Source organism: Flavobacterium fructosi (genome assembly GCF_042787335.1).
Taxonomy (GTDB): domain Bacteria; phylum Bacteroidota; class Bacteroidia; order Flavobacteriales; family Flavobacteriaceae; genus Flavobacterium; species Flavobacterium fructosi.
In genome coordinates, this window is record NZ_JBHZQA010000003.1 from 281,760 (window position 1) to 304,046 (window position 22,287).

At 33.7% G+C, this 22,287-nt stretch carries 15 protein-coding genes; 2 read left to right on the forward strand and 13 right to left on the reverse strand.

All coding sequences use genetic code 11. The features are described from left to right. Position 1 precedes the first annotated feature (1 nt). From ACFX5D_RS06565 to ACFX5D_RS06600, 8 genes are all read right to left on the reverse strand, one after another. The gene (locus tag ACFX5D_RS06565) at positions 2-652 is read right to left on the reverse strand and encodes a phosphoribosylanthranilate isomerase (RefSeq protein ID WP_379857433.1); all 651 of its coding nucleotides are present in this window, start codon (positions 650-652) and stop codon (positions 2-4) included. A 51-nt stretch (positions 653-703) separates the two neighbouring features. After that, on the reverse strand, positions 704-1,483 hold the full coding sequence (gene trpC, locus ACFX5D_RS06570) for an indole-3-glycerol phosphate synthase TrpC (RefSeq protein WP_379857434.1): 780 nt from the start codon (positions 1,481-1,483) through the stop codon (positions 704-706). Between the two features lie 69 nt (positions 1,484-1,552). Further along, positions 1,553-2,545, reverse strand: a complete 993-nt coding sequence (gene trpD / locus ACFX5D_RS06575; protein WP_379857435.1) for an anthranilate phosphoribosyltransferase — start codon at positions 2,543-2,545, stop codon at positions 1,553-1,555. Positions 2,546-2,618: 73 nt separating this feature from the next. Continuing rightward, positions 2,619-3,185 carry an anthranilate synthase component II gene (locus ACFX5D_RS06580; protein WP_379857436.1) on the reverse strand — a complete coding sequence of 189 codons (567 nt, stop codon included), beginning with the start codon at positions 3,183-3,185 and terminating at the stop codon, positions 2,619-2,621. 94 nt (positions 3,186-3,279) lie between these two features. Beyond that, the gene (locus ACFX5D_RS06585) at positions 3,280-4,680 is read right to left on the reverse strand and encodes an anthranilate synthase component I family protein (protein WP_379857437.1); all 1,401 of its coding nucleotides are present in this window, start codon (positions 4,678-4,680) and stop codon (positions 3,280-3,282) included. A 331-nt stretch (positions 4,681-5,011) separates the two neighbouring features. After that, positions 5,012-5,578, reverse strand: a complete 567-nt coding sequence (locus ACFX5D_RS06590) for a YceI family protein (RefSeq protein WP_379857438.1) — start codon at positions 5,576-5,578, stop codon at positions 5,012-5,014. Positions 5,579-5,622: 44 nt separating this feature from the next. Further along, positions 5,623-6,255, reverse strand: coding sequence for an NAD(P)H-dependent oxidoreductase (locus ACFX5D_RS06595; protein ID WP_379857439.1), 633 nt, complete (start codon positions 6,253-6,255; stop codon positions 5,623-5,625). Between the two features lie 8 nt (positions 6,256-6,263). Continuing rightward, positions 6,264-6,719, reverse strand: a complete 456-nt coding sequence (locus ACFX5D_RS06600) for a MarR family winged helix-turn-helix transcriptional regulator (protein WP_379857664.1) — start codon at positions 6,717-6,719, stop codon at positions 6,264-6,266. Positions 6,720-7,505: 786 nt separating this feature from the next. On the opposite strand from ACFX5D_RS06600, the gene ACFX5D_RS06605 reads away from it, so the two are divergent. Beyond that, positions 7,506-9,659, forward strand: a complete 2,154-nt coding sequence (locus ACFX5D_RS06605; protein WP_379857440.1) for a catalase — start codon at positions 7,506-7,508, stop codon at positions 9,657-9,659. A gap of 101 nt (positions 9,660-9,760) precedes the next feature. Here the strand turns inward: ACFX5D_RS06605 and ACFX5D_RS06610 are convergent, their stop codons facing one another. The 5 genes from ACFX5D_RS06610 to ACFX5D_RS06630 form a co-directional block, all read right to left on the reverse strand. Next, positions 9,761-9,946: a YgaP family membrane protein gene (locus tag ACFX5D_RS06610; protein WP_379857441.1), complete on the reverse strand. Its 186-nt coding sequence runs from the start codon at positions 9,944-9,946 to the stop codon at positions 9,761-9,763. Between the two features lie 11 nt (positions 9,947-9,957). Beyond that, entirely contained in the window at positions 9,958-10,263 is a 306-nt protein-coding gene (locus ACFX5D_RS06615) for a hypothetical protein (RefSeq protein WP_104000500.1), read from the reverse strand. A 76-nt stretch (positions 10,264-10,339) separates the two neighbouring features. Then, the gene (locus ACFX5D_RS06620; RefSeq protein ID WP_379857442.1) at positions 10,340-13,531 is read right to left on the reverse strand and encodes an efflux RND transporter permease subunit; all 3,192 of its coding nucleotides are present in this window, start codon (positions 13,529-13,531) and stop codon (positions 10,340-10,342) included. Between the two features lie 173 nt (positions 13,532-13,704). Continuing rightward, positions 13,705-14,787: an efflux RND transporter periplasmic adaptor subunit gene (locus ACFX5D_RS06625; RefSeq protein WP_379857443.1), complete on the reverse strand. Its 1,083-nt coding sequence runs from the start codon at positions 14,785-14,787 to the stop codon at positions 13,705-13,707. 4 nt (positions 14,788-14,791) lie between these two features. Then, a complete protein-coding gene (locus ACFX5D_RS06630) occupies positions 14,792-16,105 on the reverse strand; it encodes a TolC family protein (protein WP_379857444.1) in 1,314 nt (437 codons plus the stop codon). 174 nt (positions 16,106-16,279) lie between these two features. Here ACFX5D_RS06630 and ACFX5D_RS06635 point away from each other — a divergent pair, with 174 nt between their 5' ends. Then, positions 16,280-21,955, forward strand: a complete 5,676-nt coding sequence (locus tag ACFX5D_RS06635) for a PAS domain S-box protein (protein ID WP_379857445.1) — start codon at positions 16,280-16,282, stop codon at positions 21,953-21,955. The last annotated feature ends 332 nt before the right edge of the window (positions 21,956-22,287 follow it).

The window sequence follows — 22,287 nt, forward strand, 5'->3', positions numbered from 1 at the left end:
TTTATTTTTTTGGGTAAAGACGTTGCATTGCAACGTCTTTACATAATTGTATGTTTTTTAATCCGGGTTCTATCTCAAATTTACTGTTTACATCAATAGCGTAAATGGGTAAATTCGTTTTCAAAATTTCATTCACGGCGTCCATTTCATCAATTCCGATTCCGCCACTCAGGAAGAACGGTTTGTTTGAGGGATACTTTTCTAATACTTTCCAGTCGAATGTGGTTCCGTTTCCGCCAGGTAATTTCCCTTTGGTATCAAAGAGGAAATAATCACAAGCGGTTTCGAACGGTTTGAGCACCTCAAAATCAAAAGAATCATCAACAGAGAATACTTTTATAATTTTAATCTGAGCCTGTTTTCCATTCTCCTCTTTTAAAACTTGCTTCAAATCTAAACAAAATTCAACCGATTCCTGTCCGTGTAATTGAACGGCTTGCAAATCGTATTTTGCTATTTTTTCAAGAATATCTTCTTGTGTAGCGTTGACAAAAACTCCTACCTTCTTGATTGATTTTGGTAAATCCGGAATAACATCATCAAAATACCGCGCTGATTTCTCCCAGAATATAAAGCCCATATAATCGGGTAGGAGTAAACCTACTTCGAATATATTACTGGGATATTTCATGCCGCAGATTTTGAGTTTCATAATATGTTTTTATTGATCCCTGCTAAGATTTAAAACCCTAACATTGTTATTTTATAGTTGACTGATAAATTCGGCTGCCGCTTTACCGGCATTATTCGTTTTCATAAAGTTTTCTCCAATTAAAAATCCTTTATATCCGTAGGCCTTTAATTCATTAATCGCTTCAACGGATGAAATCCCGCTTTCGGAAACTTTTACAAAATCATTCGGAATTTGTGCTGCCAATTGCTTGCTGAAATCCAAACTCACCTCAAATGTTTTCAGGTTTCTGTTGTTCACGCCAATCATATCTAATGTGGGCATAATCGATTTTTCCAATTCTTTCTGATTGTGAACTTCCAATAAAACTTCCAATCCCAAGCTTTTAGCGAATTCAGATAATGATTTGATTTCGTCTCTTGTTAAAACCGCAGCAATTAGCAAAATTAAATCAGCTCCGTGGGCTTTGGCTTCCAAGATTTGGTATTCATCAACAATAAATTCTTTTCTCAATAATGGTATGTTTACTGTGGCTCTTGCCAAAAGTAAATCGTCTAACGAACCACCAAAATATTTTCCATCCGTCAATACTGAAATTCCACAAGCACCAGCATTTTCATAACCTTTAGTTACTTCTTCCACCGTAAAACTATAATTTATTTCGGCTTTCGAAGGCGAACGCCGTTTGTGTTCTGCGATAATTCCTGATGTGCTGTTCCTTAAATTGTTGCTCAAAGAAATAGTCTTTTTTTCGAAGAAAATCGAAGCTTCCAATTGCGAAACAGGAATGATTGATTTCTTGAGAATGACTTCTCTTTTTTTGTCAACTATAATTTTATCTAAAATGTTCATTTATTTTAATTTAAAGATCAAGAATTTAAAGATTGAAAAAAACAAACAACTTTAAATTTCCAACTATTTTTATTTACTTAACTCTTTCAATTTTTTCAAAGCTACAAGTCCTTTTCCGGATAATAAACTTTCTTTCGCTATTTGAAATCCTTCTAAAGGAGAACATTTAGTAACCGTTGCTATTGCCATTGCGGCGTTGGCACAAACCACATTATTTTGAGCTTCAGTTCCTTTTCCAGAAATGATATCAGTAAATATTTGAGCTGATTCTTCGATAGTAGTTCCACCTTCTATTTCGCTTTGAAGCAAAAGACGAACACCAAAATCTTCCGGATTTAGCATTCCTTCCATAGAACTGGTAATTGTTTTTGTAGGTCCTGTCAATGAAACTTCGTCGTAGCCGTCAAGCGAATGCAGGATGGTAAAATTCACATCGGTAGTTTGGTACAAATATGCATATATTCTGGCCATTTCTAAATTAAAAACACCGACTAATTGATTTTTTGGGAATGATGGATTTACCATTGGCCCTAACATGTTGAAGAATGTTTTTACAGCCAATTCTTTTCGAATGGGTCCCACATTTTTCATTGCGGGGTGAAATAACGGAGCGTGTAAAACACAAATTCCTGATTTATCAATGCATCTTTCCAGAAAATCAGTGTCATTACTGAATTTGATTCCTAGTTTCTCCATCACATTACTGGAACCTGAAATTGAGGAAACTCCATAATTTCCGTGTTTTGCTACTTTTATTCCTGCACCAGCAGCCACAAATGAAGATAAAGTTGAGATGTTGAAGGTATCTTTTCCATCACCGCCTGTTCCACATAAATCGATCGTATTGTAAGCGGATAAATCCACACGGATGCACAAGTCCAATAATGCTTCACGGAATCCGGAAAGCTCTTCGATACTTATACTACGCATCATATATACAGTAAGAAAAGAAGCAATTTGACTGGTGTTATAACTTCCGTTGGAGATGTTTACCAATACGTTTTTTGCTTCTTCTTGCGAAAGCATTTCGTGATTAATTAATCTGTTTAATATGTTTTTCATTTTTTAAATATGTCTTAAAGTTGAAAGTCCAAGGTCTTAAAGTCTTTCGCGAGTATGAAATTTGTCAATATGACTAATTTTTAACCCAATTCTCCAATATCTTTTTTCCATTGGGAGTCAACACACTTTCTGGATGAAATTGGACACCTCGTACATCGTACGTTTTGTGGCGCAACGACATTACTTGTCCGTTTTCGTCTAATGAAGTCGCTTCCAGAACATCAGGTAAATTGGTGTCCACCACCCAAGAATGATAGCGTCCTACTTCAAATTCGTGTCCTAATCCTTCGAATAAGAGTTCATCATCCACGACGGTTTTTACCATCGTAGCTACACCATGATATACTTTATCCAAATTTGAAAGCGTTCCTCCGTAAACTTCGCCTATCGCTTGTTGACCTAGGCATACGCCAAAAATACTTTTGGTTGGGCCATATTTTCTAATTACATCTTTCAATAATCCTGCTTCATCCGGGATTCCAGGTCCTGGAGAAAGCAATATTTTATCAAATTTAGCTATCTCATCAATATCAAATTCATCGTTTCTATAAACGGTTACTTCACAATTTAAATCTTCTAGATAATGCACTAAATTATAAGTGAAACTATCGTAATTGTCTATGACTAGTATTTTTTTCATTTTTATTATTGAAAAATTGAAAGTTTTAAAGATTGAAAAATTCTTGCGTTTCAGCAATCTTTAAATTCTTAAATTATTGAATTTTTAAATTATTTTATATTGTTTCCGCTAAATCCAAAGCTGCATTCAACGCTCTTAACTTATTATATACTTCCTGCATTTCGCTTTCTTCATCGGAGTTGGCTACGATTCCAGCTCCGGCTTGAGAGTGCAGCTGATGGTTTTTGCTTAGGAATGTTCGGATCATTATGGCGTGATTAAAATTACCTTCAAAATCCATGAAACCAATGGCTCCGCCATAAAAATTACGGTTTGTTTTTTCATATTCTTCAATTAGCTGCATGGCTCTGTGCTTAGGAGCGCCGCTCAATGTACCCGCAGGAAAAGTATCTGCTACCACTTGCATCGTTGTAGCATTTTCGTGCAAATGTCCTGTTACTTTTGAAACTAAGTGAATAACATGGGAGAAAAATTGTACTTCTCTATATTTTTCGACATTAACATTATGTCCATTTCGACTTAAATCATTTCTGGCTAAATCCACCAACATGACATGTTCACTATTTTCTTTCTTGTCTTCTGATAATTGTTTAGCAAGAATAGCGTCTTTTTCATCATCACCCGTTCGTTTAAAAGTCCCTGCGATGGGATGAATTTCTGCTTTACGGTCTTTTACAATAATTTGGGCTTCCGGAGAAGAACCAAATATTTTGAAATCACCATAGTCAAAAAAGAATAAATAGGGCGAAGGATTAATGCTTCGTAACGCTCTGTAAACATTAAATTCATCGCCTTTAAAGCCTTGGGTGAATCGTCTGGATAAAACTAATTGGAACACATCACCACGGAAACAATGCTTTTTGGCCAAAGCCACATTATGTTTGAATTCGTCGTCTGTCAAATTAGAAAAACCGGCTCCTTCTTTAGAGAATTTATAGGAAGCAAGATTTCGGGATTGTAATAATTGTTCGATTTCTGAAATGTTGTTTCTTCCGTCTAAACTATGACAGAAAATATACGCTTGATTTTTAAAATGATTGATAGCTATTATGTTTTGGTAAACGGCATAATACACATCAGGAATAGAAATACTATTGTCTTTTTTAGCGATCGTTACTTTTTCGAAATAACGAACAGCATCGTACGAAATGTAACCAAACAAACCATTATTGATGAATTTAAAATTATTCTTCTCCGATTTGAACTGATGCGAAAATTCTTGAATAACTGCTGGAATATCAATGGAAGAATCAATTTTAATTTTCTCACAACTACCATCAGGAAAAGTCTTATGAATGGTTTCATTTTCTATTTTTATAGAAGCAATCGGATTACAGCAGATGTATGAAAAACTATTGTCACTTCCGTGATAATCACTACTTTCCAGTAATAAACTATTTGGAAATTTATCACGAATTTTGAGATATACACTTACCGGTGTAATAGTATCGGCAAGGATTTGCTTATATTTTGTATTTAGTTTAAAAGGTTTCAATTTATATATATTTTAGTGTTGTGTGATAGTGATAAAATGAGCAAAAAAAAAGGCCTGTCGTGATGACAAGCCTTTTATATTTATAGTTTAATAATACTATAGGAAGCTTAGTTCACGACGATTGACGTAAATTGTTCCACCACCAAGTATTGTTTGTAATTGCTTTCATCTTTTTATTCTTGTTACAAATATATAAATGAATTTCGATTATTCAAAAATAAAAAACTAAAAATATATATTAAATTTCAAGTTTTTTTGTTAAATAAATTTGGGTAAAAAATAAACCCCAACAATTTCTTGTTGGGGTTCAATATTTTTCTTTGAAAAAATATTAAAATTTTAAAGCTACATTTAATTCAAAATCATCAGAGATTGCTTTGTCTCCAATAGCACTGAAGATACTTGCAGAATTATATTTGATATCGTATTTTGTTCTGTCCACTTTAAATGTAGTTGCAGCAGTATTTTTTGTTGTTGCAAGATCAAAAGTTATCGGTTTAGTTATTCCTTTTATTGTTAAATCACCAGTTACCGTATATACATTAGGAGCTTTTATAGTAGCCTTTTTGAAAACTAAGGTTGCAGTTGGAAATTTTTCAGTTCCAAAGAAATCTTCTGATTTCAAGTGACCGTTTAATTTTCCTAGGTACTCACCTGTAAGGTCTGTAGATGTTAATGAAGTCATATCAACATTAAAAGTACCACCAACTAATTTTTTTCCTTTGAAAACTAATTGACCATCTTTTAGGTTAACGGTTCCACTATGTTGTCCCGTTACTTTTTTCCCAACCCAGTTGATTGAACTTTTTGAAACATCTACTTTTTTAGTTTGCGCGGTTACTGATAAAGTAGATAAAACTACAACTAATGCTAATGCAATTGACTTTAAATTTTTCATGTGTTTAATTTGATTTTTGATTAATATTTAATTTGAATTAGTAATTATAAGGTGATAAATAATTCTTCGGTTGACTTTCTTACTTTTTTGTAATGTTGTGTAGCATCTTCTATATGTCTGTAACCTAAAGTTGCCATTAGACAAGCATTAAGACCTAATTTGTCTAGTCCTAAGATTTCATTTACTTGAGCAGGAAGAAACCCTTCCATTGGTGTAACGTCAATTCTTAATTCAGCTGCTGCATTTAATAAATTTCCCAAAGCTAAGTACGTTTGTTTAGCTGTCCAAATATTTTTTGCTTCCGAAGTTAATTTTGAAATGTTTGATTTCATAATATCGCCGTAGCCAGATAAATCTTCTAATGGAGTGCTTCTTGTTGCGCTTATGTTTTTCAAAAAACTATCAATTGCATCATCTCCAATGTTTGTTTCATTGGCAAAAATGATTAAATGAGAAGCTTCAACGATTTGCGATTGACCCCAAGCTGCTGGTTGTAATTGTGCTCTTAATTCAGGATTTTCAACGATAATAACTTTGTAAGGTTGCAAACCATATGAGGAAGAACTTAAACGAATGGCTTCTTTTAAAATATTTAAATCTTCCGTTGCTATTTTTTTTGTTGTATCAAATTTTTTGGTGGCGTAACGCCAGTTTTGGTGTTCTAAAAATGTACTCATAATGATTGTTATTTATTTCTGTATTTTTCTAATAAACTATTTAATTGTTCAGATTCTTGTAAACTTAAATTGTTAGAAAAAAATTCTTCGTGTTCAATTACTTTAGGATCTAATTCGTTAAGAACATTTAAGCCTTTTTGTGTAATTAAAACTTCAATTTTTCTTCTGTTTTCAGGGCAAACATTTCTGGTAACAAGATTTTTTAGTAATAATTTATCTACCAATCGAGTAGTATTACTCGTTCTTGCCAACATGCGTTCTTGAATTACAAACATATTTGCAGGACTGCCTTTCTGACCCCTCAATATTCGTAAAACATTATATTGTTCGCCAGATATATCATACGATTTCAGTATATCATTAAAATTATCATTAATTACATTTTGTGTATACAAAACATTCAAAATAATTTTTTTTGAAATGTCTAATGCAATCGTACTTTTTATTTCATCTTCAATTTTCATGCCTTTACGTATGTCATTTGTAGATACAAATGTAACATGTTTTTTATTTGTATATACAAATGTTATATGTTTTAACAAAAAAATAACTTTGTAAAACTGTAAAGCATTTAAATTTTCAGGCTTAAAATTCGTAAATCAGCTCCTTGACTGTTAGTTACAAATATAAAATTAGATTTATTTTTGAGATTCCAGTATTGAAGTTACAGAGTACGAATCTTTTCATGTAACAATAGTCATAAAAGAACCATAAATATTTTGGAAGTAAAAACAGGGATTTTAAATTCAAGAAAAAAGTACATCGAAATAACTAAATTCTTTCAGAATGCAAAGACGAAAATGCGGTTAAATAAAGCGGGTAAACCGTTTACTTTCTATTAACTAATGAATTGATTTCGCAATAAAATGCAACATCTTTTTAAAAAACAGTAATTAGATATTGGTTAAAAATGCAAAATAATTAAAGAGGTTTAAATCTATTTTAATAATATTGCTGAGGTAGTCAATGTGATGAAATTGACACAGTTTTTTAGTTCATTTCTTATCTAAAAATATTTGTTACTAAAGAAATTTCTATTGTGAAGTGCGGTACTATTTTGGCATTAAATTTTCCTTTAAAAAAGGATTGTAAAATCTAAATAAAAAACATAAGTTATTGTAAATAAAACTATTATAATTTTAAATTTCAATAATGTTATAAATTTAAAATAGAATTATATAATTTTTTTTTATCTTTAATATGTAAATTTATTAAAAGTTAGAAAGTGTAAAAACCAATAAACTATTAAAATGAAAAACACCAAAAAAAACGTAGATGATTCTGAAAATCAGAAACAGCAGGATTTGAAATTAAATAAATCCGATGGTACTAATCAGTTTATGACAACCGACCAAGGTTTAAAAATTAATGATGATACTAATTCTCTTAAAGCAGGCGAACGCGGGCCTTCGTTATTGGAAGATTTTATCTTAAGAGAAAAAATAACCCATTTTGATCATGAAAGAATTCCGGAAAGAATTGTGCATGCAAGAGGTTCAGCTGCGCATGGTTATTTTCAGGTTTATGAGTCTATGGAGAAATATACTAAAGCAGAATTCCTTCAGGATCCTAGTCTTAAAACGCCCGTTTTCGCCCGTTTTTCCACTGTTGCAGGATCACGAGGTTCTACGGATTTAGCACGTGATATCAGAGGATTTGCAGTTAAATTTTATACAGAGCAAGGCAATTATGATTTAGTTGGAAATAATGTGCCGGTGTTTTTTATTCAGGATGCCATAAAATTCCCGGATTTAATTCATGCTGTAAAACCGGAACCGAATAACGAAATGCCACAAGCAGCTTCAGCACATGACACTTTTTGGGATTTTATTTCCCTAATGCCAGAAACCATGCATACTATTATGTGGGTAATGTCAGACCGGGCGATTCCGAGAAGTTTGCGCATGATGGAAGGTTTTGGTGTGCATACTTTTCGTTTTATAAATGCCAAAAATGAATCCCATTTTGTGAAATTCCATTGGAAACCAAAATTAGGAACCCATGCCGTAGTTTGGGATGAAGCCCAAAAAATATCTGGAAAAAATTCCGATTTTCATCGTCAGGATTTATGGGAAGCCATTGAAAATGGAAATTATCCGGAATGGGAATTAGGCGTTCAGATTATTCCCGAAGCCGATGAACACAAATTTGAATTTGATTTATTAGACCCAACTAAGATAGTTCCTGAAGAGTTAGTTCCTGTAACCATAATTGGAAAAATGATCCTCAATCGTAATCCAGACAACTTCTTTGCAGAAACGGAGCAAGTTGCTTTTCACCCGGGTCATATTGTGCCAGGAATCGATTTCACAAACGATCCTTTATTACAAGGCCGTTTATTTTCTTATACCGATACCCAATTATCACGTTTAGGAAGCCCTAATTTTCATGAAATTCCTATCAATAGAACTATTGCACCTATGTTCAATAATCAGCGTGATGGTCACATGCGTCAGGAAATTAATGTAGGTCGGGTTAGCTATCACCCCAATTCTCTTGGTGGAGGTTGTCCTTTTCAGGCAAAAATTGATGAAGGTGGTTTTACCAGTTTCAATGAAAGGATTGATGCTCACAAAGTACGGGACCGCAGCGAGAGTTTTTCGGATCATTTTAGCCAGGCAACCTTGTTCTTTAACAGTCAAACGCAAGTTGAAAAAAATCATATCATAAAAGCATTGCGTTTTGAACTGGGCAAATTAGAAACCATTGCCATAAAAACCCGAATGTTAGGTTTATTATCGCAAATTGATAAAACATTAGCTGATAAAGTAGCCCAAGGCTTAGGACTTAAAGTTCCGAGCAGCCCAGAAAAACCAATAAATCGTGGTGTTGGAGCGAATGCTGACAAACAAAAATATGAACCAAAAAAAGTTACCCAAAGTGTGAAATCATCGGATGCGTTGAGTATGATTAAAAACAAAACATTGTCTAAAACAATTGCGACAAGACAAGTGGCGTTTTTATGCTCAGAAGGAGTTCATCAAGCATCAATTAATGCCATGAAAACCGCATTAGAAAAAGCGGGCGCCACTGCAAAAATTATAGCACCGCATTTAGGGACTATAAAAACTAGCGAAGGGAATGAACTTGCGGTTGATCAGAGTTTCTTAATTGCCGCTTCTGTTTTATTTGATGCTGTATATATTCCCGGCGGAAAAAATGCTGGTTTTTTAAATTCCTATGCTGAAGCTATCGAATTTATCAATGAAGCTTACAAGCATTGCAAAGTCATAGGTGCTGATGAATTTGAAATATTGGGTAAAACCAATATCGATGATAAAGTAGATAAAAATGAAGAAGAAGGAATTATTATTAATTCAAAAACTAACAATAAAAATTTTACAAAAGAATTTATAGATGCTATGGGAAATCACCGTTTCTGGAACCGTGAAGCAGAACTATAAATACAGTTTGCTATGGTTCCGATTTAAAAGAAATTATTTATATACAGAAAAACCGAAACTTACATTTCGGTTTTTCTATATTTTAAATTTAAAGTATATTATTAATCTATTACCCCCAACTTATTGAGTATTTGTTCCATCAAACACCATTTGGTAACAGAAGACTGTAATAAATTGGCTCCTACAAAAGCGGTAAACCATAACCAATTTTGGTTGACATAGATTGCCAAAAGTAAACTGATTAATATAAAACTGCCGGCTACGGCTCTTACAATTCTGTTTTTCATAATTCTTTATTTTAATTTGATTTTTCGATATTTAGAACGGCAACATGTATTTTGGATGACGTTTTTAGCTTTTCATTGAATTCAGTAAACAAATCAAATAGTGCATTTATATTCTCTTTTTTTACGAAAGCATAAAATAATATCGATTCAGTTTCATTTAATTCTGTTGAAAACCAATTGCTTTCAATGGCTTCTTCAGAAATATCATTAAAGCCTTTAACTTCTTTGTAGGTGAAGGTTTTCACATGGGCTTGTTTTAGCATTTGTTTGATGTCTTTTTCAAATGATATGACTGCGGTAATAATCAGTAGTTTCATGTTTGTTTTTTGTTTAAAATTTTAAAATTTAAGGTTCCGATTTTACAACTTTAAACCTTAAACGTTGCACCATTTTTTATTTTTCCCATTTCTTTCTCTCCGTTATATAATAAATCAATGGTACCACAATCAATGTTAGAATAGTGGAAACTATTGCTCCAAACACCAAGGAAATAGCCAGTCCCTGAAACAAAGGATCAAATAATATGATGGAAGCTCCAATAACCACCGCACCAGTTGTCAATAGAATAGGAGAGGTTCTCACAGCTCCAGCCTCGATTATCGCTTGTTTTAATGGGACACCATCATTCAGTCGGATTTCTATAAAGTCAATCAGTAAAACCGAGTTTCTTACCATAACACCAGCTAATGCAATCATTCCAATGAAAGAAGTAGCTGTAAAATAAGCACCTAACAACCAGTGACCAAACACAATCCCGATTAAGGATAGCGGAATAGCGAGCATCATCACAATTGGTGTTTTAAAGTTTTGGAACCAGCCCACAATCAACATATAAATGATTACGATCGCCACCATAAAGGCAACCCCTAAATCACGGAATACTTCCAAAGTAATTTGCCATTCCCCATCCCATTTTACAGTAAAATCACTTTCATCTGTGGGTTGCTCCAGATACAATTCATTGACTTTGTATCCTTTTGGAACTTTCATTTTAGTCAATTTTTCACTCATTCCTAAAATCGCATAAACCGGACTTTCTAATGCTCCAGCCATATCAGCCGTTACATAAACCACACGTTTCTGGTCTTTTCTGTAAATGGTTTTTTGTAATGTATCCGTTTTTACTTTTACCAAATCACTTACGGGAATCATATTTCCCTGGCTTCCTTTAATTTTTAGGTTTTGAATGTCCTGTAAGCTCGTTTTGTCTTTATCGTCAAGCGAAAGAACAATTCCCACATTATCATTCGAATTTTCATCATACAAATTAGAAATTGGATATTCTTTGAGTAAATACGTCAAATTTCCAACCACTTGCTGCGGAGCAATTCCATTCAGCATCGCTTTTTCTTTATCCACTTCTAGTTTATACTCCGTTTGATTGTCTTCAACCATCCAGTCAATATCCACAACATCCGAAGTAGTTTCCAATGTAGTTTTTACCTGTTGGGCTACTTTTATCTGATCTTTATAATTTGGACCATAAATCTCAGCAACCAAGGTTGACAATACAGGCGGTCCTGGTGGTACTTCAATTAATTTCACGTTTGCACCATATTTCTTAGCAATTTTCTGAATGGCAGGACGCATCGCTTTCGCAATTGCATGACTTTGTATATCACGGTTTTCTTTGTGCAATAAATTCACCTGAATGTCCGCCATGTTGCTTCCGCCACGCAAATCATAATGACGTACCAATCCGTTGAATGTAATAGGAGCAGAGGTTCCAATATAATTCTGATAATTGACTACTTCTGCTCTGGTCGATAAATATTGAGCAATTTCTTTGGTAACCACTGCAGTTCGCTCCAATGTTGTTCCTTCGGGCATGTCAATCACGACTTGAAATTCATTTTTGTTATCAAAGGGCAACATTTTTACCACTACTGATTTCGTGAAAAACATCAAAACAGAACCAAACAATAACACAACAGTAACGGCAAGTAGCATTCTTCTTTTTGTACTGCTTTCTAAGAATGGTCGTTCCAGTTTGTTGTACAATTTATAAATACGACTGGTTTCTAATCCTTCAGATTCTTTGTGTTTTTGATCGTCTTTTTCCTGAAGCAAATGATATCCCAAATAAGGCGTTACAGTCAAAGCCACAAACAAAGATAAAATCATTGCAATCGAGGCACCAATTGGCATCGGGCTCATATATGGTCCCATCATTCCAGATACGAAAGCCATTGGCAAAATAGCCGCAATAACGGTAAATGTTGCTAAAATCGTTGGATTTCCCACCTCATTTATCGCATAAATAGCCGCTTGTTTAAAGGGCAGTCGCTTCATCTTGAAGTGTCGGTGCATGTTTTCGGCAATAATAATACTGTCATCGACCACAATTCCCACCACAAAAACCAAAGCGAAAAGTGTGATCCTATTCAACGTGTAGTCCAATAAATAATAAGCAAACAGGGTAAGTGCAAATGTCAATGGAACCGAGAAAAATACAACCAATCCACCGCGCCATCCCATGGCTAACATCACCAAAATAGTCACCGCTACTATCGCCACTCCCAAATGCAACAACAATTCGCCTACTTTATCCGAGGCTGTTTCCCCATAATTACGGGTGATTTCAACATGAACATCAGTCGGGATTAAATTTTTCTTTAGCTGTTCTACTTTCGCAATTATTTTCTCCGAAATTTTCATTGCATCTGCCCCCTTAACTTTACCAACTGATATAGTGACGGCAGGATATTCTGATTTTGCCGTTTTGAATTTTTCATTGGCTTTGCCATAGCCAAAAGACACATAACTTCTGGGCGTAGCCGGTCCGTCTTGAACTTTCGCCACTTGTTTCAGATATACTGGCATGTTTTTATTTACACCAACCACTAAATTTTCTACATCTTCGGCATTCGATAAAAACTGACCTGTAGTAATCAAATATTCCTGATCATTTTGTACAAAACTCCCGGATTGTGAACTTCCGTTATTGGCTTGTATCATTTGCATAATTCCCAAAGCATCCACGCCATTTTCGGCCATTTTATCCTTGTCGAGAATTATTTTCAGTTCGCGATTGCTGCCACCAATTTCTTTGGTAATCGCCACATCTTTTATTTTTTCAATCTCCGATGTTACTTCTTCGGTAATTTGGCGCAGCTGAAAATTATCTTCTTTAGCACTCCAAAGCGTAATTCCCAACATAGGAACATCATCAATAGAACGTGTTTTCACCATCGGTTTATACACTCCTTTCGGAAACATATCTTCGTGTTTCGCTAATTCGTCGTACAATTTAACATACGAACGCTCCACATCCTGACCTACATAAAACTGCACAATCAGCATCGCCTGACCGTTCATCGCCATCGTATGCACGTGTTCCACTCCTTTAATATTCGAAATAATTTTCTCCAATGGTTTGGCCACACGACTTTCCACTTCCGTAGGACTCGCTCCCGGATAACCCACCATTACATCGGCCATCGGAACATTAATCTGCGGTTCTTCCTCCCTCGGAATTAGAAACGAACTATAAACTCCAATAATCATCAAACCCACCATCAGTAAAATGGTCAGTTTTGAGTTAATAAAAAATTGGGCTATTTTACCTGAAATACCTTCTTGCATTTTCTTTTATTTATTTGGGCGTGACCCTCCCAAAAAGGTCGGGTCGGGCTTTCGGCTGTATCTTTTGTTCCGCTGCGCTTTACAAAAGGATGCCGCCTCAATCCCTCACGCGGAATTAACAATGACATTTATTTTATAGATTTTTAGCTTTTCAGTTTAAACCTTAAACTTTATTACTGAACACGAACCAAAGCTCCGTTATACAACTTTCCATCTGCTGAAACAATGTATTGCTCATTAGCCGATAAACCAGATAAAACTTCTACTTGATTGCCAAACGTTTTCCCAGTTCGTAACCATCTTAAAATGGCAATGTTTCCAGTTGCAATCGTGTAGATTCCGCTTAGTTGTCCTTGTTTTACCAAAGCATTTTCGGGAACTAAAATTCTATTGGTTTCAACTGTTTGAGTTTTGTTTGCAACAGGAAATTGCACATTTACAAACATTCCTGATAACACCGATGCATCTGTTTTATCTAAATTTACCTTTACCAAATATTGTCCTCCAGTATTCGCAGCCGAAATACTCACTTCGCTAACTTTTCCGGTCAGTGTGACATTAGATGATTTTACCAAAACATTTACAGTCATTCCTTTTTTTATACTTACAATATCATTTTCAGAAACCATGGCCGTTACTTGTAATTTTGAAGCGCCTTCCAAACTTACTAGTGGCATTCCTGGATTCGCCATATCACCTTCTTTTACGAAAGTATTGGTCACCGTTCCCGAGAACGGAGCCGTAATATTCGAATACGAAAACTGAGCTAAAATCTCGTTTCGCATTTGTCTGGCTCCTTCCAATCCTGCTTTCGCCATTTCGTAACGTGCTGTAATATCGTCGAGTTCTTTTTGAGAGGCACTTTGTTGTTTGAATAAATTTACAAAACGATCGTAGTCTTTTTTAGCGTTGCTGTAACCAGCAGTCGCTTGATGAATACTGGCATCGACCTGTGCTTTTTTGGCTTGCAAATCAGTATTGTTGATGCTGACTAATAATTGTCCGACACCTACTTTTTGTCCTACATGTACATGAATTTTGGTGACATAACCCATCATTCTAGTGCTGAGATTAGCACTGTTTTCGGCTTCAATTTTTCCGCTTGCCGTTACAAATGGACTATTGTCATTGGACGAAATCCCGCTTACTTTCACGGCAATGGCAAGTTCTTTGGCAGGAGCTTCTTTCTTTTCTCCGTTACAGGAAGTTAAAAGGGTCAGGGCTACAGTCAGTATTGGGATAAATATTTTTTTCATGTGTTTATTTAGTTAAAAATTGTAAATATTCTTGAGTAAAATTATATTCGAAAACAGCTTGCAGGAATTCTAGTTCTTTCTGAGACATTTGGGTTTCTGCTTGCAATAAATCAGTCGTTTTTTCCAGTCCTTGCGTAAAACGATTGCTTCGGATTCTGTAAGCTTCTTGTGATTGTTCTAATGCTAATTTGGAAAGATTTACTTTATTTTCAGCATCTTTTAATTGTCGGTTGGTTTTGCTTAATTCCAATTGGCTTTTGGATTTATACTGTTGGTTTTCCATTTCTGATTTTTGGAAATCCGCTTTCGCTTTTTCCATTTTCCCAATTGATTTATAACCGTCAAAAACATTCAATGACAATTGTGCTCCGATCAAATATCCTTTGGCATTGGTTCCAAAAAGTTTATCATCATACACTTCATAACTTCCAAAAGCATTTAACTTTGGTAAAAAATTCATTTTGCTTGATTGTACCATTTTTGCGTAGGCTTCAGATGATTTATCTATTGCCTGAATGTCTTTTCTATTACTGGAAAGTGTCGTGTTGAACGTTTCAATAACAATTGCATTTTCCAATTCTTCAATCGGTTTATAAACTTTATTTGCTGTATCTTCATTTAAAAGAAACCCCAAATAATCCGAAGCGTTTTGCACATTACTTTTGGCGTATTGCAAGTGATTTTTAATTTCATTTACACGAACCTGAACCGAAAGCAAATCTGTTTTTTGAAGAATTCCCTGTTTAAAATAGTTCTCTATCAATTTCAAATTGGCTGTAGCAGTCGTATTGGCTTTTTCCAGAACTTTTTCCGCTTTATAACCCAATTGCAATTCCATGAAAGCTTTACTGACTTCCAGTTCCAAATATTCTTTGGTTCGCTCCGTTTGCAATTGAAAGGCCTGCATTTTTGCTTTTGCAGCTTGTCTTCCGTAATATCCATCTACATTAATTAAGGGTTGTAAAATTTCAATTTTAGTAGCGAAATTTTTCGTTCTTGTTGGATTATTCAATAAGTCTGGATTAAAATCCGATTGCGTTAAAATTTCCTGATTCAATTTGGAACCAAAAGCCATCAAAGGATTTGTTGTTGAAATAGCTGTATGCGATGCCGAAATACTTGGTAGGAATAACGAATTAGATTGTCTGTAATCCGCTTGTGCCGATTTGAAGTCCTGATTGGCTATTTTGATTAGGAGGTTTTTATTGGAAGCCTTTTTCCAAATATCCTTTTTAGAAATAGTCAACGTGTCTTGACTAAATCCTAAAGTAGAAATCAAAAATGCTCCTAAAATCAGTATTAAATTTATTTTTTTCATAATTTTTATTTAATTAATACAGCAAAGATATTAGGTGATAAATCCTAACACAGTAACAAAAGTCACAGTTGAATAATATTGAGAATTTAATTTTTTTGTATAATAAAGAACCTCATTCAATTTGTAATTTTATTTTGCTATATTTAGCGGTTACAACAAATTTATTGACAATTTATGAGTAGGAATAAGGCTAAACCAACGTATAATGAATTACTCAAAAAAACGCAAGAACAAGAATTAGAATTAATTCGATTAGCCAAAAAAGGACATTCCTTTACTAATTTTGAATTCTATATTGAAGAATCTCATGATCTAATTTGTGTCGTAGGGACAGATAGTTTCTATAAGATGGTAAATCCCGCATTTATAAAAATATTTGGCTTTACCAAAAAAGAATTGCTCAACAATTCACTACTTAGTTTTATTCATCCGGATGATTTGGAAAAATCAAAAAAGGAAATGGAAAAACTATCACATGGGATAACTTCAATAAGTTTTGAGAATAGAATAGTTAAAAAAAATGGTGAAAATGTTATAATCGATTGGGCAGCAGGTGTTGATGTCACCGGAAATTTTATTTATGCCATAGGACGGGATATTACGGAAATTAGAATCAGTCAGCAGAATCTCCTTGTAAATCAGAAATTTTTAAACGAGGCACAAAAAATTGCTAAAATTGGAAGCTGGGAGTTCAATTTTTTTACTAAAAAAATGATTTGGTCCGAGGAATTGTATACCATTTATGAAGTTGAAACCAAACCAAACCAAAATTTATTTCAGATTTATTTAAATCGTTTTAGTAAAGAAGATGTTGCGCTATTTCTCCGCAAAATAGATCAATCTGTAATTGATAAAAAGCCTTTTGAGGTAGAACAGCAAGTTGTATTATTTAATGGTAGAACTAAATGGGTTCATGCGATTCTAGTGCCATTGATCAATGAATCAGGAACTGTCTATGCAATTAGAGGCAGTACACAAGATATTACACAAAAAATTATAAATAGTAAAAATTTAAATGCAAAAGTCCAAGCTGAAAATGCATATAAGTCAGCAATTATAAAAGAAGAAAGTAATGCTAAATTTAGAAATTATATAGAAAATGCTCCTGATGGCGTTTTTGTGTTGGATGAAAAGGGAAATTATTTAGAAGTTAACCATGCCGCAACTATATTAACTGGTTATTTAAAAGAGGAACTCTTAACAATGAAATTTGGAGATTTATCAACTTTAGAATCTCTTGCAGATTATTTTAAGGAATTCGGAAATCTTTCAGAGAATGGAGTTGTAAAAAAAGAAATAAAAGCGATTCATAAAAATGGAGAAATTAGATGCTGGTCCGTTGAGGCTGTTAAACTTTCCGAGAATACGTTCCTCGGTTTCGTTAAAGATATTACCGCAAGTAAAAAAGTAATTAAAACCTTAAGAGAAGAAAGAGATAAATTTACTAAAATTGTTGCGACTTCTCCAGGTTTAATTTATTCCATGCGGCATAATAATGACGGGTCGTTGAGTTATTCTTTTGCGAGTGATGCGATTGAAGAAATTTTTGGTTTTTGTTACGATGAGATTAAAAATGATTCAAATATCATTTTCTCATTGATTCATCCAGAAGATATAAAGTTTGTGATGGAAAGTATTAAATTAACTAAATCGAAGTTAGTTCCTTTCAAATGTCAATACCGATATAGGCATCCAACGAAAGGATTGATATGGCACGATGTTAATGCTTTACCGATGGTTGAATCCGAAGGAACAGTAATTTGTCACGGTGTTATAACTGATATAACAGAACGGAAAGATGAAGAACAAAAACTCATTAGAGCAAATCGGCTTTATTTATTTATTAGCCAGATAAACCAAATGATTGTTCGTACTACAGATCAGCAAGACCTTTATAAAGAAGCATGTGATATTGCTGTTGAATTTGGAAAATTTAAAATGGTTTGGATTAGTACAATTAATCCTATTACCAAAGAAGTAATTCCGGTTATGATAGCGGGAGATGATTCCGAATACTTTTCAATGATAAAAACAATTTCAATTGATGTAGATATTGAAGAAAGCAGAGGTCCGGTAGGAACCGCAATTAGAGAGAACAAATACGTTGTTTGTAACGATATTGAAAATGATCCCATGATGCTTCCGTGGAAAGAAGAAGCATTAAAAAGAGATTATTTATCTTTAATGGTATTGCCAATAAGGCAATTTGGAAGAGTTTTAGGAACGTTTGCTTTTTATTCTAATGAAAAAAATTATTTTGATCAAGAGGAAATAGCTTTGCTGGAAGAAGCTATTGGAGACGTTGCTTTTGCTTTAGATATTTTTGAAAAAGAGTCGTTACGAAAAAAAGCGGAGATAGCCGTTATTGAAAGTGAACAGCGCTACCATACGCTTGCGGAGCACTCGCCCGTTGGGATTTTTCATACGGATGTAAAAGGCCATACAACTTATGTTAATCCTATGTGGAGTAAAATTTCGGGTTTGTCGAAAGAGGAGGGTTTAGGTAACGGATGGCTCAAAGCGTTACATGAAGAGGATAAAAAAACATTATTAAAAGATTGGGAACGGGCCGCCAGCAAGCAAGAAAGCTCATTTTCAGAATATCGATTTGTTCATGCTGACGGATCAATTGCTTGGGTTATTGGACAAGCTATTCCTGAAAAAAATTCTAAAAATGAGACAATTGGTTATATTGGTACAGTTACAGATATAACAGAACGTAAAATTACGGAAAGCCTTATTTTAAAAGAAAAACAGCTTTCAGAAACCATAATTAATAATTTGCCAGGTATTTTTTATCTCTATGATCAATCTGGGAAATTTGTAAAATGGAATAAACACTTTGAAGAAGTTACAGGGTATAATTATGACGAAATTACTCAAATGCATCCGTTAGATTTTTTTGATGGTGATGAAAAAATAAAAGTTGAAACAAGGATAAAAACTGTGTTTGAAACAAAATTACCTAATATTGAAGTTCAATTTTCTACAAAAAATAAAAATAAAATTCCGTATTATATTAATTCTTTAACGATAGAATACGAAGGAAAGAAATGCCTGTTAGGAATGGGTATTGATCTTACAGAAAGAAAAATAACAGAAGAAAAAATAAAAATTGCTAATGAGCGATTTGAGCGAATCTCCATGGCGACAAATGACGCTATATCTGAAGTTGATTTAATAACGGGATTCAGTTGGAACAACAAAAGGTTTGTTGAACTTTTCAATTTCGGTAATAACATTCAAGAGAATAAAATTGATTCAAGGTCGATATGGAGATCCAGAGTACATCCGGATGATAAAGACAGAGTGATCAAAAAATTAGAGCAGACGTATGCGAGTTCAGCCACTTCATGGTCGGATGAATTTCGTTTTCTAAAAGCAGATGGAACGTATGGAGATTTTTATGATCGTGCTGTTATTATTAGAGATGAGTCAGGAAAACCAATTCGCTATATAGGATCGATGTTAGATACTACCGAGCGTAAAAGAGCAGAGGAAAAAATTAAAGTAGCTAACGATCGATTCGAAATGATTTCTCTTGCTACAAACGATGCTATATTTGAATTGGATTTCGAAGCAGATAAAAGTTGGCATAATTCAGTGTTTAATCAACTTCTTAACTCTTATGATGACGATTTGTCAATGGCTGAAAACAGACTAATATGGCAATCTAAACTTCACCCAGAAGACAGAGAAAGGGTTGTGAAAAATATTGAGAGTGCTTATTTAGGAAATTCGACTGCTTGGACAGACGAATTTCGTTTTCAGAAAGCGGACGGCAGTTATGGTTTCTTTTATGAACGTGCAGCAATTATACGAGATGATTCGGGAAAACCCATACGTTTTATTGGTTCAATGTTAGATGTAACCGATCTTAAAAAAGCGGAAGAGGATTTACTGAAAATGAATGAAAAATTGGCAAGTATATTTGCAGCACTTCCAGATTTGTTGTTTGAAATAGGTTTAGATGGTTACATTTATAATTACCATTCCCACCATATTAATTTATCGGAAATGCCACCAAGTGAATTTCTGGGCAAAACAGTTATTGAAGTATTACCTTTGGATGCCTCAAATTTAATTATTTCAGCATTACATGAAGCTTCGGTGAAGGGTTTTTCTAATGGAAGGCAATATACCCTAGAATTGTCGGATGGAATGCATTGGTTTGAACTTTCTATTGCTGCTATGAAAGAAAGTGAAGATCATGAGATTCATTTCATATGTCTTTCCAGAGATATTACGGAATCCAAAAAAGTAGATTTTGCATTGTTTAAAAGTGAAGAGCGGTATCGAGGTTTATTGAACAACCTCGAGGCAGGCATTGTAGTTCACGCACCCGATACATCAATAATTGTCAGTAATAGTATGGCATCTGAATTGCTTGGATTGAATGATGATCAAATGAAAGGAAAAAAAGCCCTTGATCCTGCCTGGTCATTTTTGAATGAAGATTTTACGGTGCTGTCGGTTGAAAAATACCCCGTAAACCAAATTATATCTAAAAAACAAGCTTTTAAAAACGTAACTGTTGGAGTAAACAGGCCTGCAAAACAGGATGTAATTTGGTTATTATGTAATGGTTTTCCCGTTTTGGACAAAAAGGGAAATATTACTGAAATTGTAATTAGTTTTATGAATATTACAGCACGTAAATTATTAGAAATTGAATTAGTGAAATCCAAAGAGCAAGCGGAAGCAGCTAATAGAGCGAAGACAGATTTTCTGGCCAATATGAGTCACGAAATAAGGACTCCGTTAAATGGAATTATTGGATTTACCCATTTATTGATGAAATCTGATCTTAAAAAGAATCAAGCAGAATATATGTCGACAATTAATGAATCGGCGACTTTGCTGATGCATATTGTAAACGATGTTTTAGATTTTTCTAAAATTGAATCGGGAAAATTGGAATTGAACGTAGAAGAAATAAATTTATTTAAATTGACTCGTCAAGTTGTTAATTTATTTAGTTATCAGGCCGATTTAAAAAGGATAGATTTAGTATTAGACATCGACAGTAATGTGCCTCAGTATATAATGGCTGATTCTGTCCGTTTGAAACAGATATTAGTGAACCTATTAAGTAATGCGTTAAAATTCACCACTTTTGGAGAAATTCGATTGGACATTATTGAGGTTCCAAATTCAAATATTAAATCTTCCGTTTTAAAATTTTCTGTGAAAGATACCGGTATTGGTATTAAAGTGAATAACAACCAAAAAATATTTAATTCGTTTGTACAAGAAGACAATTCAACAAACCGAAAATTTGGTGGGACAGGATTAGGTTTGGCTATCTCAAACCAGTTATTGGCGTTAATGGATAGTAAACTGCAATTGATCAGTAAATATGGTGATGGTAGTGACTTTTTCTTTGAAATTAAATTTAAGAAATCAAAACATATGAAAAAGAGCGAACGCACTACCAATGCAATAGAAAAGCCTATTGTGATTACTGCGGCGTTAACTGGTAAAAAAGTTTTGATTGTTGAGGACAATAAAATTAATATGCTTTTAGCAAAAACGCTGGTGAAGAAATTAATTTCAAATTGCATCATTTTTGAAGCTAAAGATGGCAATGAAGCAGTTGAACAGTATATAAAGAAGCAGCCCGATGTTATTTTAATGGACATTCAAATGCCTAATAAAAATGGCTATGAGGCAACGGACGAAATCAGGAAATTAAAAGATTCTGAGAACATCCCGATAATTGCAATTACAGCCGGTATAATGATTGGTGATAAAGAAAAATGTCTTGAAGCCGGAATGAATGATTATCTGCTAAAACCAATTATTCAAGTTGATTTAGAAAAAATGTTGCATAAATGGCTGCATAAATGATTTTTTTTAAGTTTAAATTTTTAAAATAAAAGCATGTTTTTTTTATGTTTATTCGATTTGAATAAGAATAGAAGAAAAACTCATTTTTTAATAACAATAGGAACCTAAAAGGGATTATTACTTCCATTAATTAAAGTCTTATTTTTAGTGTAGATTATTAATTGTTTAAAAGACAATCAGTTAATTTGTTTTCATTTGAAAATTGTTAAATAAAAACAGTTTGTAAAATAAAAAAAATGACTACTTTAGGTATGAATTTAAAATGCAAAAAGGGGAAGTTTTGAATTTTATTATTGATTCCTATATATTGTTGGTAAAAATACAAGCAATTA

Excerpts from the sequence above, each read along its gene's own strand:
- trpD (WP_379857435.1), bottom strand. The coding sequence starts at position 2,545 with ATGAAAAACATATTAAACAGATTAATTAATCACGAAATGCTTTCGCAA.
- ACFX5D_RS06605 (WP_379857440.1), top strand. The coding sequence starts at position 7,506 with ATGAAAAACACCAAAAAAAACGTAGATGATTCTGAAAATCAGAAACAG.
- ACFX5D_RS06610 (WP_379857441.1), bottom strand. The coding sequence starts at position 9,946 with ATGAAAAACAGAATTGTAAGAGCCGTAGCCGGCAGTTTTATATTAATC.
- ACFX5D_RS06580 (WP_379857436.1), bottom strand. The coding sequence starts at position 3,185 with ATGAAAAAAATACTAGTCATAGACAATTACGATAGTTTCACTTATAAT.
- ACFX5D_RS06565 (WP_379857433.1), bottom strand. The coding sequence starts at position 652 with ATGAAACTCAAAATCTGCGGCATGAAATATCCCAGTAATATATTCGAA.
- trpC (WP_379857434.1), bottom strand. The coding sequence starts at position 1,483 with ATGAACATTTTAGATAAAATTATAGTTGACAAAAAAAGAGAAGTCATT.
- ACFX5D_RS06620 (WP_379857442.1), bottom strand. The coding sequence starts at position 13,531 with ATGCAAGAAGGTATTTCAGGTAAAATAGCCCAATTTTTTATTAACTCA.
- ACFX5D_RS06590 (WP_379857438.1), bottom strand. The coding sequence starts at position 5,578 with ATGAAAAATTTAAAGTCAATTGCATTAGCATTAGTTGTAGTTTTATCT.
- ACFX5D_RS06600 (WP_379857664.1), bottom strand. The coding sequence starts at position 6,719 with ATGAAAATTGAAGATGAAATAAAAAGTACGATTGCATTAGACATTTCA.
- ACFX5D_RS06595 (WP_379857439.1), bottom strand. The coding sequence starts at position 6,255 with ATGAGTACATTTTTAGAACACCAAAACTGGCGTTACGCCACCAAAAAA.
- ACFX5D_RS06630 (WP_379857444.1), bottom strand. The coding sequence starts at position 16,105 with ATGAAAAAAATAAATTTAATACTGATTTTAGGAGCATTTTTGATTTCT.
- ACFX5D_RS06635 (WP_379857445.1), top strand. The coding sequence starts at position 16,280 with ATGAGTAGGAATAAGGCTAAACCAACGTATAATGAATTACTCAAAAAA.
- ACFX5D_RS06625 (WP_379857443.1), bottom strand. The coding sequence starts at position 14,787 with ATGAAAAAAATATTTATCCCAATACTGACTGTAGCCCTGACCCTTTTA.
- ACFX5D_RS06615 (WP_104000500.1), bottom strand. The coding sequence starts at position 10,263 with ATGAAACTACTGATTATTACCGCAGTCATATCATTTGAAAAAGACATC.